Source organism: Acinetobacter sp. ANC_7503 (genome assembly GCF_056780035.1).
Genome location: NZ_JBWYJA010000007.1, coordinates 155,369 through 168,931 on the forward strand (window position 1 = coordinate 155,369; position 13,563 = coordinate 168,931).

At 39.5% G+C, this 13,563-nt stretch carries 14 protein-coding genes; 8 read left to right on the forward strand and 6 right to left on the reverse strand.

Annotation, left to right across the window (positions count from 1 at the left end):
• Nucleotides 1-56: 56 nt before the first annotated feature.
• The 5 genes from leuC (at nucleotide 57) to leuB (ending at nucleotide 4,302) form a co-directional block, all read left to right on the forward strand.
• The gene (gene leuC, locus AC1M9M_RS09485; protein WP_035264359.1) at nucleotides 57-1,505 is read left to right on the forward strand and encodes a 3-isopropylmalate dehydratase large subunit; all 1,449 of its coding nucleotides are present in this window, start codon (nucleotides 57-59) and stop codon (nucleotides 1,503-1,505) included.
• 12 nt (nucleotides 1,506-1,517) lie between these two features.
• Nucleotides 1,518-1,847 (forward strand): hypothetical protein, encoded by a 330-nt coding sequence (locus AC1M9M_RS09490; RefSeq protein ID WP_155756938.1) that lies wholly within the window; start codon nucleotides 1,518-1,520, stop codon nucleotides 1,845-1,847.
• A gap of 18 nt (nucleotides 1,848-1,865) precedes the next feature.
• On the forward strand, nucleotides 1,866-2,516 hold the full coding sequence (leuD, locus tag AC1M9M_RS09495; RefSeq protein WP_481588649.1) for a 3-isopropylmalate dehydratase small subunit: 651 nt from the start codon (nucleotides 1,866-1,868) through the stop codon (nucleotides 2,514-2,516).
• Nucleotides 2,517-2,613: 97 nt separating this feature from the next.
• Nucleotides 2,614-3,192: a hypothetical protein gene (locus AC1M9M_RS09500; protein WP_481596212.1), complete on the forward strand. Its 579-nt coding sequence runs from the start codon at nucleotides 2,614-2,616 to the stop codon at nucleotides 3,190-3,192.
• Nucleotides 3,193-3,222: 30 nt separating this feature from the next.
• Complete coding sequence (gene leuB, locus AC1M9M_RS09505; RefSeq protein WP_481596213.1) at nucleotides 3,223-4,302, forward strand: 3-isopropylmalate dehydrogenase; 1,080 nt, start codon at nucleotides 3,223-3,225, stop codon at nucleotides 4,300-4,302.
• Here leuB and AC1M9M_RS09510 read toward each other — a convergent pair.
• Nucleotides 4,295-4,648, reverse strand: a complete 354-nt coding sequence (locus tag AC1M9M_RS09510; RefSeq protein ID WP_481596214.1) for a hypothetical protein — start codon at nucleotides 4,646-4,648, stop codon at nucleotides 4,295-4,297. The genes leuB and AC1M9M_RS09510 overlap by 8 nt on opposite strands.
• 330 nt (nucleotides 4,649-4,978) lie before the next feature.
• Entirely contained in the window at nucleotides 4,979-5,200 is a 222-nt protein-coding gene (infA, locus tag AC1M9M_RS09515) for a translation initiation factor IF-1 (protein WP_004692529.1), read from the reverse strand.
• A gap of 228 nt (nucleotides 5,201-5,428) precedes the next feature.
• Between infA and AC1M9M_RS09520 the strand changes: the two genes are divergently transcribed.
• Nucleotides 5,429-6,436 carry an AraC family transcriptional regulator gene (locus AC1M9M_RS09520; RefSeq protein ID WP_035264130.1) on the forward strand — a complete coding sequence of 336 codons (1,008 nt, stop codon included), beginning with the start codon at nucleotides 5,429-5,431 and terminating at the stop codon, nucleotides 6,434-6,436.
• 48 nt (nucleotides 6,437-6,484) lie between these two features.
• On the opposite strand, the gene truA is transcribed toward AC1M9M_RS09520, so the two are convergent.
• From truA to asd, 4 genes are all read right to left on the reverse strand, one after another.
• Complete coding sequence (truA, locus tag AC1M9M_RS09525) at nucleotides 6,485-7,282, reverse strand: tRNA pseudouridine(38-40) synthase TruA (protein WP_035264128.1); 798 nt, start codon at nucleotides 7,280-7,282, stop codon at nucleotides 6,485-6,487.
• Between the two features lie 8 nt (nucleotides 7,283-7,290).
• On the reverse strand, nucleotides 7,291-8,268 hold the full coding sequence (locus tag AC1M9M_RS09530; RefSeq protein WP_481596215.1) for an asparaginase domain-containing protein: 978 nt from the start codon (nucleotides 8,266-8,268) through the stop codon (nucleotides 7,291-7,293).
• Nucleotides 8,269-8,305: 37 nt separating this feature from the next.
• Nucleotides 8,306-10,228 (reverse strand): hypothetical protein, encoded by a 1,923-nt coding sequence (locus AC1M9M_RS09535; RefSeq protein ID WP_481596216.1) that lies wholly within the window; start codon nucleotides 10,226-10,228, stop codon nucleotides 8,306-8,308.
• 284 nt (nucleotides 10,229-10,512) lie between these two features.
• The gene (gene asd / locus AC1M9M_RS09540; protein WP_481596217.1) at nucleotides 10,513-11,631 is read right to left on the reverse strand and encodes an aspartate-semialdehyde dehydrogenase; all 1,119 of its coding nucleotides are present in this window, start codon (nucleotides 11,629-11,631) and stop codon (nucleotides 10,513-10,515) included.
• A 186-nt stretch (nucleotides 11,632-11,817) separates the two neighbouring features.
• On the opposite strand from asd, the gene AC1M9M_RS09545 reads away from it, so the two are divergent.
• Together AC1M9M_RS09545 and AC1M9M_RS09550 are read left to right on the forward strand one after the other, a co-directional pair.
• Nucleotides 11,818-12,942, forward strand: a complete 1,125-nt coding sequence (locus tag AC1M9M_RS09545; protein WP_035264120.1) for an endonuclease/exonuclease/phosphatase family protein — start codon at nucleotides 11,818-11,820, stop codon at nucleotides 12,940-12,942.
• Between the two features lie 371 nt (nucleotides 12,943-13,313).
• Nucleotides 13,314-13,563 (forward strand): hypothetical protein (locus tag AC1M9M_RS09550; protein WP_481592407.1); only part of this gene is annotated, 250 nt, incomplete at its 3' end.

Sequence of the window (13,563 nt, forward strand, 5' to 3'; positions counted from 1 at the left end):
GGCCGTTATAATCGTAATTAATGACAGAATTACCCAGTCCAGTGGAGCAAATCGACATGGCAGGCGAAACCCAAAAAGCAGAAACTCAAACAAAAAAAACGTTGTACGATAAATTGTGGGACGATCATTTAGTTAAACAACGCGATGATGGATCTTCTTTACTTTATATTGATCGTCACTTGTTGCATGAAGTGACTTCTCCACAAGCTTTTGAAGGCTTACAACTTGCAGGACGTAAACCTTGGCGTTTAAGTGCAAACGTGGCAACTCCTGACCATAACGTACCAACGTCTACGAAAGAGCGTTCTGAAGGGATTGCGGGGATCGAAGATGATACTTCACGTATCCAAGTGCAAACTTTAGATGATAACTGTAAAACATTTAATGTTGCACAGTTTGATATCAACGATGTCCGTCAAGGGATCGCACACGTTGTTGGACCTGAGCAAGGTTTAACTTTACCGGGTATGACGGTTGTTTGTGGTGACTCTCATACAGCGACGCATGGTGCGTTTGGTTGCTTGGCACACGGTATTGGGACATCAGAAGTTGAACATGTATTGGCAACGCAATGCTTAGTTCAAAAGAAAATGAAAAACATGTTGGTACGTGTTGACGGTAAATTAGGTCAAGGCGTAACACCAAAAGACGTGGTTTTAGCGATTATCGGTAAAATCGGTACAGCTGGTGGTACAGGTCATGCCATCGAATTTGGTGGTCAAGTATTCCGTGATATGTCGATCGAAGGTCGTATGACGGTGTGTAACATGGCAATCGAAGGCGGTGCCCGTGTAGGTATGGTTGCCGTTGATGAAAAAACCATTGAATACGTAAAAGGTCGTCCATACGCACCTAAAGGAGAGCAGTGGGATCAAGCTGTAGCTTATTGGAATACTTTACATTCTGATGAGGGTGCACACTTTGATACAGTTGTTGTATTACAAGGTGAAGAGATTGAGCCACAAGTGTCTTGGGGTACATCTCCTGAGATGGTGATTCCTGTATCTCAAGCAGTACCGACATTAGAACAAGCAAAAGATGATGTACAACGTAACGATTGGACACGTGCTTATCAATATATGGGCTTAACCGCGGGTCAAGCATTGTCTGATATTAAATTGGATCGCGTATTTATCGGTTCTTGCACCAACTCTCGTATTGAAGATATCCGTGCGGCAGCTGAAGTTGCAAAAGGCAAAAAAGTTGCAAGCACGATTAAGCAAGCGATGGTTGTTCCGGGTTCTGGCTTAGTCAAAGCACAAGCAGAAGCTGAAGGTTTGGATAAAATCTTAATTGAAGCTGGTTTTGAATGGCGTGAGCCGGGTTGCTCAATGTGTTTAGCAATGAACGCAGACAAATTACAACCGGGTGAGCACTGTGCATCAACATCAAACCGTAACTTCGAAGGTCGTCAAGGTAATGGTGGTCGTACGCATTTAGTGAGTCCAGCGATGGCAGCAGCAGCGGCAATTGCAGGTCACTTTGTAGATGTGCGTACGTTCTAAGCAAACCTAGAAATGAGTTATGTAACTGAAGTGAAATGCTCACTGACTAGAGACTCAGTTTGCATGGGGGATGATGTAAATGCTCCTCATTTGTTACAGACTCACATTGTAAAATATGAACAGAGTGAACAGTTTTTCAATGAAATTTTAAAACACTATTCATTTCCAGCTATGGCATGTTGGTCTTGTTATTTAAATGATGAACTGTTTGCACTCATTAAATTTGATCATAAAGAAAATGGAGTCCATGTGGAGTACAAATATTTAAAAGATAAAGTTGAACTGTTAAAAGTTAATTTTATACATTTTAGATATGATAGTTCTTGTGAAACATGGTCTTGATTCCATTAGGTAGTAATCATGAAAAAATATACCGTTGAACAAGGTATCGTTGCACCTTTAGACCGTGCCAATGTCGATACAGATTTAATTATTCCAAAACAGTTCTTGAAATCAATTAAGCGTACAGGTTTCGGCGCGAATTTGTTTGATGAGTTACGTTATTTAGATGAAGGCTATTTGGGGCAAGACAACTCAAAACGCCCTTTGAATCCAGACTTTGAGTTGAATAAACCACGTTATCAAGGTGCTTCAATCTTGATTTCACGTGCCAACTTTGGTTGTGGTTCAAGCCGAGAACACGCGCCATGGGCTTTGGAAGAATATGGTTTCCGTACCGTAATCGCACCAAGCTATGCAGACATTTTCTACAACAACAGCTTTAAAAATGGCATGTTACCAGTGATCTTGTCTGAAGAGATTGTTGATCAATTATTTAAAGAGTGTGCAGCACAAGAAGGTTATCAGTTAACGATTGATCTTGAAGCACAAGAAGTGCGTACGCCTACAGGTGAAGCATTTAAATTTGAAGTTGATCCATTCAGAAAGCACTGTTTGTTGAATGGTTTAGATGATATTGGTTTAACGTTACAAGCGGCAGAAGACATTCGTGCTTATGAGGAAAGAACTAAAGCTGTTCGCCCATGGGTATTCCAAGAAATCAAAGCGTAACTGATACTTAAAGCTATAGTGCTCTGATTCAAGTCTTGCTAATATCGGTGCAAAATTATTCTTTTAGTTTTGCGCCGTTTGGTGAGGTTGGGCACAAATGAAGGCAAAAGTTTTATTACGCTACGCGTTTTTCGGATTGTCTGTCGCCGTTTTATCCGCTTGTCAGACCGTAGACCGATTACAACTGAAAAAGATTAAAGAAACGCTTGAAACCAGAAATCATGCTTTGATTTATTGCTCAGGAACGTTGAATTGTGAGTTTGAAAGATTCGATGAATATCCCATTGTTGATGCTCAATCTCGAAGATTAGATCAGCGTGCGATCAAGCAAGGTATGGTGCGATTAAATGCTGACTCTTTGAAAGATCCGCAAGCCTTATATCTTTCAGTTCCTGCTGGACTGCATGAGGTGGTGGTTCGCTTTTATCCGATTTCAGAGGAAAAAGCAGAAACTATTAATGTCATCCATCGCTTCGAAGCAAAAAAAGATTACCGATTTGTAATGTTTAGAGATCGAAGCAGTGGGAAAAAAAGTTTACTTGATGCTTCTGCACCAGAGCCATTATGTGTTGACTTGTTGCAAGAGCAACAAACCATTCGCCGTTTCTGCAAACCCTATAATGTTCTCAATGGACTAGGTGAGTTTGTGGAACAAAAAAATTTAAAAACACGTTAGTTCATACTAACTTTACAAATGGAAAATCTCATGTCTAAACAAATCTTGATTTTAGCTGGTGACGGCATTGGTCCTGAAATTGTAAAAGCAGCTGAACAGGTCCTCACCCGTGTCAATGAAAAATTCAATCTAGATTTAACATGGGAACAAGGTTTATTGGGTGGCGCTGCAATTGATGCGCATGGTTCACCTTATCCAGAAGTTACCTCTGAACAAGCAAAAAAAGCAGATGCGATTTTGTTAGGTGCTGTGGGTGGTCCGAAGTGGGATACAATTGAGCGCTCAATTCGTCCTGAGCGTGGTTTATTAAAATTACGTAGTGAACTTAACCTTTTCGCTAACTTGCGTCCAGCGATCTTGTATCCTCAATTGGCAGATGCTTCAAGTTTGAAACCTGAAATTGTTTCAGGCTTAGATATTTTAATTGTCCGTGAATTAACTGGTGGTATTTACTTTGGTCAACCACGGGGTATTCGTGAATTAGAGAATGGTGAGAAGCAAGGCTTTAATACCGACGTATATGCAGAGTCAGAAATCAAACGTATTGCTAAAGTGGCGTTTGAAATGGCGAAACTACGCGGTGGTAAAGTGTGTTCAGTGGATAAAGCGAATGTTCTTGAAGTCACTGAGCTTTGGAAACAAACAGTAACTCAGTTACATGCTGAACAGTATGCTGACATTAACTTGTCACATATGTATGTCGATAATGCAGCAATGCAATTGGTTCGTGCACCTAAACAATTTGATGTGATCGTAACAGGTAACTTGTTCGGTGATATCTTGTCTGATGAAGCAGCGATGTTGACTGGTTCAATCGGTATGTTGCCATCAGCTTCTTTAGATGAAAATGGTAAAGGGATGTATGAGCCTTGTCATGGTTCAGCACCAGATATCGCAGGTCAAAATATCGCAAACCCATTGGCAACAATTTTATCTGTTGCAATGATGCTTCGATATACGTTCCGTCAAGAAGCTGCAGCAAAAGCGATTGAAGATGCAGTAGGGAATGTTTTAGACCAAGGTTTACGTACAGCTGACATTATGTCTGAAGGCATGAAGAAGGTCGGGACAGTTGAAATGGGTGAAGCAGTTGTTGCAGCGCTTAACTAATTTCAGTTGATTCATTCAAAACGCAGCCTATGAGCTGCGTTTTTTTATTGCCGAGCTTTTGAAAGCGATATTGTTTTTTTAAGCTAAAAACACTTGAGCAAGTCATTAGGTTATCGTAGTACTGACTTACTGAAGTTGTCTGTACAGGAATCATAAAACCATTTTCATCTTTCATCGAATTTCCTATTGGAATCGCGGTGTTGACTATACGTTCAAAACTGAAAATTTCCCGCTCATCTCGAATCACAGGATTAGGCTTCAGTTTAATGTTAAAAGAATTCAAATTGATATTTTCACGCATATGTTGGATATCTTGCCCTACAAATTGTGAAACATAAGTGTTCATATTTTTTTGTTCTGAAAATTTGCTGTTTGGCATGTCGTTAATAGGAAAAGTGTAAATATGCAAATGAGCGAAAACCACAATTGATTTAATGCATGAAATAGTGGAGCGATACGAAGATTTTTTATGTTGAATGTGTAAATGGGCTTTGTTGGTATATTTGATTGGATAGTGAATGAATAAATAGTGAGTTTAATTATTCTATAACATATGAGTATTGGTCTTCTCACAAAGACAGACGATTGCTTTAGTAGAGTGAATCTCCTGTAGTTCATAAAATAAAAGTACAAAAACAAAAAAAGCCACTCAATGTGGCTTTTCGCTTACTAACACTTAGCGTGCACGGTAAGTAATGCGACCCTTAGATAAGTCATAAGGTGTCATTTCAACTTTAACACTGTCGCCAGTCAAAATACGAATATAGTGTTTACGCATTTTACCAGAAATGTGTGCAATTACTTCGTGACCGTTTTCTAAACGTACACGGAACATAGTATTAGGAAGCGTTTCGGTGACAACGCCTTCGAACTCGATAAGTTCCTCTTTATTGGCCATAGCCTACCTGATGATCAAATTGGAAAGGCGCAAATTATAGGCAAAATTTTAGAAAAAAACAAGGTTAAACCAAGTTCAGTCGGCGTTTCTATGGTCAAACTTGTCGAACAAACAAATAAAATTTTTAAACAAAAAAATGCTTAACTATGTTGTCAGTTTGGTCAATCGACTGTAATCTAATTCATAAGTTTTAAGTAAATATTAATAACATACAAGGAAGGGCACTGCGTGAGTCAGCTAACTGATGCTTCGGTTGTTCTACGATTAGGTTATCAAGCAATTCGTCGTGCTGGATTGCCCACAGAAGAAATTTTAACAAAAGCGGGTGTGGCCTTAAATCAAGTAGATCAAAATGCGCGTACGCCTTTAAGCGCGCAGTACGCTTTCTGGGTTGCTGCCGAAGAAGTCAGTAAAGATCCAGACATTGGTCTACATTTAGGTGAGCATTTACCACTGTATCGTGGTCAAGTGATTGAACATCTTTTTATTTCATCTGAAAATTTTGGCGAAGGCCTGAAAAGGGCTTTAGCGTATCAACGTCTAATCAGTGATGCATTTCATGCCAAGTTGGTCATTGAAGATGATCGTTGCTACCTAACCAATGGTGAACAACCTTTCTCTGAAAACCTAGTCAATCGTCATTTTTCTGAGTGCGCGATTTCAGGCATTTTAAGATTCTTCAAATTTATTACTGAAGGTCGTTTTCAACCTATATATATCGATTTTAACTTTAGCGAGGGTGCTTCAGACGATGAGTATTTCCGTGTATATGAGTGCCCGGTAAGTTTAGGCCAAAAAGAAACGCGACTTTATTTTGATCCTGCAATTTTAGATTATGTACTTTGGCAAGCCGAGCCAGAATTACTTCAACTGCATGAGCAGTTGGCGATTGAAAAATTACAGGAGTTGGCTCGATACGATTTAGTGGGTGAGGTGCGCCGTGCTATTGGATCAACACTTGAGAGTGGAGAAACAACGCTAGAAACTGTGGCAGCTCAGTTGAATATTACCCCACGTCGTTTGAGAACACAGCTCAGTGAAGCTAATACAAGCTTCCAGCAAATTTTATCTGACTATCGTTGTCGTTTAGCTAAAAAACTTTTGGCAAATACCAATGAAAGCGTAGAGAGAATTGTATATCTTACGGGTTTCTCAGAACCAAGTACGTTCTATCGTGCCTTTAAACGATGGACCAATGAGACACCTGTTGAATATCGTAAGCGTAAACAGCGCTAAAAAAATCCCTTCTTATGAAGGGATTTTTTTCAATTCAAAATAAAAAATCTATTCAGGCATGTTTAACCAATGAGGGCCTAGCGGAACTTTAGGCAAGTTAAACTCTTCAGGATAGTGTGCTTGGATAAAGTAAAGGCCGTCAGGTGGTGCTGTGATCCCTGCTGCTTTACGGTCTTCTGCTGCGAATATTTCATCAATATGGTCAATGTCGTACATCCCCTGACCAATTTCCAGTAAACAGCCCATAATATTGCGAACCATGTGATGTAAAAAACCATCTGCTTGGATGTCAAGAACAAGGTAAGCACCGTGTTTGATGAGTTTGCAATGGCTCACATGGCGTACAGGTTGGTTGGATTGACACGCAGCAGCTCGAAAACTTTCAAAGTTATGAGTACCCTCAAATTTTGAGGCTGCAGCAATCATTTTATCTACATCAAGTGGGTAATAAGCATGCGTTACTTGTTTATGGAGTAAGGCAGGGCGCATGGGGCTGTTATAAACGACATAACGATAACGGCGAGCCTGCGCTTTAAAGCGTGCATGAAAATCACTATCCATTTCTTGAATCCATTGGATGGCAATATCTTTAGGGAGTGTACTGTTAGCCCCCATAAGCCAGCCACGAATTGGACGTATTGCATTTGTGTCAAAGTGAGCCACCATATTTGTGGCATGAACACCTGCATCTGTTCGACCCGCACCATGCAAAATGATGGGTTCATCAGCAATTTTGCTCAACACTTTTTCCATGGTTTCTTGTACGCTCGGCACACCAGGTTGCTGTGTTTGCCAACCTCGATACCGAACGCCACTAAACTCAATTCCGATTGCAAAACGCGGCATTTGAACCTCTAATTTGATGAATCATACCAATGTTTTAACCATTGATCTGTGGAAGGGTATTGTAAATACATTTTTAGAATTTTGGCATAAAGATCGGCATCACTGAGTGTATCGTCTATTAAAATATCAGATGCTTGAATCCAACTGCTAATTGCATAGCGTTGATCTAATTCTCCAAACATGACCTGACTACTTAATATAATATGGCAGCCTAAGGCACGAAGCTGCTTCAAAATATCTGTGGTATCCGCATTAATTGCTAAATTACCGGTTCCATATGCTTGAAGTATGAGTACATGAGGCGAGTTGTCGATAAAACGCGTTAAATGCTGATTGAATAATTTGATTTCAATGGGGCGAAGACTCAGATTCGCAATATTGAGTTGTGTCGAGCGTTCAATATGTTGCTCAGTAATGTCGACAAAAGAACTTGATATGGGCTTGATGACATTTGTAAATGCTTCACCACAAAATGCATTTAGTGCCGTGCGATGAGTCTTGACTGCAGTTCTGGCATGAAAAATTTGATGGTTAAAGCATAAGTAAACACCATCAGACACATTTTCCATATATTGGATGGCATGATTCAGATTATCTAAAGCATCGCTCGATGGATGCAAAGATGTCGCTGCATGATTGAGCAGAGGAAATTGGCTACCTGTGATAATGACTCGACACGTATCATGGAGAAATCGAGAAAGAATAGCCGCAGCATAACTCATGGTATCGGTACCATGAATGACAATAAAATTTTGAAATTGTTTAGCTTGCAATTGTTGAATTTTTTGGATTAACAGCAACCAATCACGCGCCGTACATGCACTACTGTCTTTAATCTCATGAGCCTGAACAAGCTCTATTGGATTTTGAACGGGCAAAATTTCTTTTAATTGCGGGAAAAAATCGGCAGCAGGCATAGGCGCTAAAGGTTCACCAACGCAACCAAATGTCCCACCCATATAGATTAAAGCTATTTTTGAACTCATAAAAAAAGCAGCCTGATTAGACTGCTTCATATTAAGATTAATTGGAATCAGATTCCATGCTCTCTCGGAGTTTTGCTGCACGCATTTTTTGTTCGTCATTGTAATGCGATTCATATTCCGTAATTAATTTTTCTGCTTCATCAAACGCGCCAAATTTAATGTATTGATCCGCTAAATCTAAGTTAAGTTGAATTTCATCAACGTTGAGTAATTCAGGAAAACGTTGTACAAGAGGATCATCAGGACGATTCGGATTCATTTTTATCGCAGATGTTTCATGCGAATGATTCTGTTGCACTTCTACATTTTCATCTGATGAATTGAGGTCAAAATTAAACTCGTTTGTCGGTTCAATTGAGCTTTCTATTGTAGATTTTGAATCAAGATTTTCCTCAAAGTCGAAAGTTACAAAATCTAAAATCTGATCATTCACGCTTTGCTTTGAAACTTTTGCTGAGCTAGATGTTTCAGCATCAAAGTTAAAATCATCTGAAAGATCAAAAGTGAGTTCATCCTTAGATGTTGTTTGAGAATGAGGCTGTTCCGACTGATCTGAAAAGCTAAATTCCAATGGATCTATTTCAATATTCAGTTCTTGTGGATTTTTTTCTAATGGAGAAGAGCTCAGTGCTGAATGAGAGAGATCTGTTTTTTCAACCCATTCTTGACTTAAATCAAGTGTGAAGTCGAGATTTTGGATGGACTCATTTTCTGAAACAAGGTTCTCAGCATCAGTTGAGTGCACTGATGCTGTTTGTGATTTATTTTCAGACTGAAAACTGGAGAAATCTAAATCAAACTCTAAGGGGGCGCGATCTTCAGTCGATTGATTGGTTGTTTCAGATTCAGTCTGTGTTTGAGCATTTGGCTCGAAAGTTAAATCTGTCGTTATAAATTCTAAAGGTGTTTGCTCTTTTGATGCAGGAGTCTTCTCATCATCTTGCTCGAATGGGTGTTGTGAGGTTGGTTGCGGTGTATCTTCCATAAAAAAATCGAGTTCAAAATGCTCGTTTTGCGATGGAGTCTGTTGTTCAGTTGCCTGCTGATTTTCAGCCTGATCAGAAGGGAGCTGGTCAATGATTTCTTCATTGGTTTTATTGAGCGTAAACTCTTCTGCTAAATCCAGCTGTTCTGAGCTAAATACAAAATGAGCAGTAGGTTCAGCAGAGACATGCTCAGTTTCTTCCTCAGGAGTGCTTTTCTTCTCTTTGGCTTGTAAGGGATGTGGGTATTGTTCTGTTTCAAACACAAATGTTGAGCTTTGAGAAGGAAGAGAAGATTGCTCTGTGGTCTCATTTGTTTCAGTGGGTGTGCTTTCCTGAGAGCTATGTTGTTCATCCTGAGACTTGATGAGATGATCAAAAGCTTGTTCTGATTGCACTGCAGGGATTTCAGTTATAAAACTGGTGCTATGAAACTGTGCAGCATGACGAGGCTGATTCTCGGTGTTCGATATATCCCGTGATTCTTTCGCAATTTCTTTATTCCGTTCCGCTTCTTTTGCAGCTTTAAGTTTGTCTTCAGCTTCATCCGCAATGTAATGTAATCCAGTGGAGCGTAAATAATTACTCAATTGTTTTAAAGCAAATTCATCATTCTGTAAGATGTGAATATCAATCAAATACGAGTAAAGCTCATGTTGTCTAGGATCGCGATTCAATGCTTGATTGATTTTTGCTTCGGCTGACATATAGCTTTCTGATTGAATTAAGTATTCAATACTGGCTTTAAGTTCATCAGCCACTGGTTCGGCACTTAAGTCTTGTGGTGCGCCATGACCATGCTGTGAATAGGCTTGTTGTGGGGTGGAACGAGTTTTGGGGCTTTTCTTAGCGCGTTTTACACTCACATTTTTTTTAGATTTTGTTGATCCTGTGTCACCATTTTTTTGTTTATCCTCACGTTTTTTGAGCACCAGTGCGATTAACAGCAAGACGACAAATGGAATGACATACAACATAATTTTTCCCCTTCATTGAATTCAATGAATTTATTGCAAATCTAATACCTGAGTGCTCGAAATATTGGACTGTTTTTAATCTCGATTTTTTATATTCTCAGTTCATCATTATGTATCGATCAAGATGTTCGAAATAAGAAGTGATGAGATTGTAATTTAACTGTTTTTTGTATCGATGTCATAATATTTCCTTTCAAATAGCACTCCAAGCTCTAATCAATTCAAATTGCATAAAAAAAGCCGATCTAATCAGACCGGCTTTTTATTGAAGTGACTATTAAATATTAAGCATTTTTATAGTCAATCAAGATGCGTAGCATACGGCGTAAAGGTTCAGCAGCACCCCAAAGTAATTGGTCACCAACAGTGAACGCGCCTAAATACTCTTTACCCATATTGAGTTTACGTAAACGGCCTACTGGAACTGTAAGCGTGCCAGTTACTGCAACAGGTGTAAGATCAGTCATTGATGCTTCACGTGTGTTCGGCACAACTTTAGACCAGTCATTTGCACTTGCAATGATGTCTTCAATTTCATTTAAAGGAACATCTTTACGAAGTTTTAAAGTCAATGCTTGTGAGTGACAACGCATTGCACCAATACGTACACAGTGACCATCAATAGGTACAATTTGTGAATTACCAAGAATCTTATTGGTTTCAACTTGACCTTTCCATTCCTCTTTCGATTGACCGCTTTCAAGCTGTTTGTCGATATAAGGAATTAAAGAACCTGCTAAAGGTACACCGAAGTTTGCTGAAGGGAATCCTTCACCACGCTGTAATTCAGCAATTTTAGAGTCGATATCTAAAATTGGAGAACGTGGATCGTCTAATAGATCTTTTGTATTGTTATACAAATAGCCCATACCTGTGATGAGTTCACGCATGTTTTGCGCACCCGCACCAGAAGCAGCTTGGTAAGTCATTGAAGTCGCCCATTCAACAAGATTGTTTTGGAACAGACCACCAAGACCCATTAACATCAATGAAACAGTACAGTTACCGCCTACAAATGTTTTCGTACCTTTTACCAAACCGTCTTTGATCACATTCATGTTGACTGGATCTAATACGATGATTGCTTCATCGTCCATACGCAATGTAGATGCAGCGTCAATCCAGTAACCATTCCAACCATCAGCTTTCAACTTAGGGAAAACTTCAGTGGTATAATCACCACCTTGGCAGGTAATAATGACATCCATTTGCTTCAGACTATTAATGTCTGTCGCATCCATAAGTGCTGGGGCAGTTTTACCACCAAACGCAGGGGCTTCACCACCTGCATTACTGGTAGAGAAGTAGAATGGCTCAAATTGAGCGAAATCATTCTCTTCAACCATACGTTGCATAAGGACGGAACCAACCATCCCGCGCCAACCGACCAGACCTACTTTCATGTCACTTTGCCTCGGTGCGTTAAAATAAAAAAGGGGGTTCGAGTGTATCAAAAGAGTGTATAACTGCAAGTGGTACACAATCAAAACAGCAAATATATTGTGCAATATATCTTGTTTATGTTACATGCAAAACTAATATAAATTTATGAATCATCGAAAAATTAAGAATATATAAAGAGAAGCGCTATGCTATGGATTGAGATACTGGCTGTTGTTGTGATTTGGTTAAGTTTTTGGTCTTTGATTCCGCGTGATGAGTGGTGGTTTCGAGGTGCCGATTTTCCAAGACTACAAATTTTAGCCCTAGGCTTTATCGCATTTATCCTCCTGTTGATTTGGGATGGGGAATGGGATTTAAGACGCCAAGTCATATTTGTTGGATTAATTGCTGCATTAGCATATCAATTGAAGATGGTTTTGCCTTATACCTTAATTTGGAAAAAACAGGTGAAACAGGTCCAACCAGATCAACTTGATCCATCAAAGCAAATCTCTTTAATTGTGTCGAATGTTTTAACACCAAATACAGAATATCATCGTTTGATTGAACAGATTCATCAGCATCAACCCGATATCGTATTGACGCTTGAAACAGACCAAACCTGGCAGAATGAACTTTCGGTCATTGAGGCGGATTATCCTTATCGTGTTCCAGTACCTTTAGATAATCTCTATGGAATGCATCTCTACAGTAAGTTGGAATTGAGTGATACCGAAGTCAAATTCATACTGAGTAATGAGATTCCTTCTATTCATACCACAGTGAAATTGCGTTCTGGACAGCCAGTTCAATTATATTGTTTACATCCCAAACCGCCGAGTCCAACTGAAGCCAAAGACTCTACATTACGTGATGCTGAATTGTTGATTGTCGGTGATCAAATTAAAGACTTGGATGAAAGTTGCATTGTCATGGGAGATCTAAACGATGTGGCATGGTCTCGTACCACACGACTATTTCAACGTATCAGTGGTTTGTTAGACCCGCGTGTTGGACGTCATTATGTCAATACCTTCCATGCGGACTATCCGCTATTACGATGGTCACTCGATCATGTATTCCACAGCACTGATTTTGCTTTGGTGAAAATGGAGCGATTACCGCATATTGGTTCGGATCACTTTCCTGTGTACGTTGTTTTACAAACTGGACGACAATTTGAGCAAGTACAGCAAGAATTAGAACAGACGGATGCTGATGAGCAAGAGGCTCAGGAGGCGATTCAAGAAGGTATTGCGAAAGCTGAGAAAGAAGAGAAACAAGTGACAGATGAAATTGCGCAAGATTATAAAGATGGCAAACAAGTGTGAATGGATGCGTGTAAGAAATTGCTTACAATGAATGTGTCTGTTGACCCATAGTCACGAAGCGAGCTTAAGCGTAATCTAAGCTTATCGGCACAGGGAGTGGGAATGGAATGATCCCAATATGGAAGACGACGCCGACGGAAAATCATCATGGAGATGATGTAGGAAAGGAAAGCCAATAAAACAATAATATGATTTTTGAAAAGCACAACCTCATCGACCCGAGTTTTACAGGATGTAGAACTCGGGTTTAGTTTATGGTGGATTTAAACGTTTAAATGCATACAGGTCGAATGAATTAAATCTCGTTATTCAGCTCTAATCTTTTATTAATGCTATGATTTGCCAAAATGAAAATATTGAGCAGATGGGGTATGAGTTTGTTTCTTAAAAATATGAAAGACATAACTACAAGCAAATCCTTCGCTTCGATCGTTGTGTTAAATGTACTAATGAGTACCAATGTTTTTGCACAAGAAGCTGATGAAAAAATGATGGATGCGGTTGCATCTCAAGAACAGGTCGCGAACACTGAAGCTAAAGAAGCTAAAGAAGCTAAAGAAGCTAAAGAAGCTAAAGAAGCTAAAGAAGCTAAAGAAGCTAAAGAAGCTAAAGAAGCTAAAG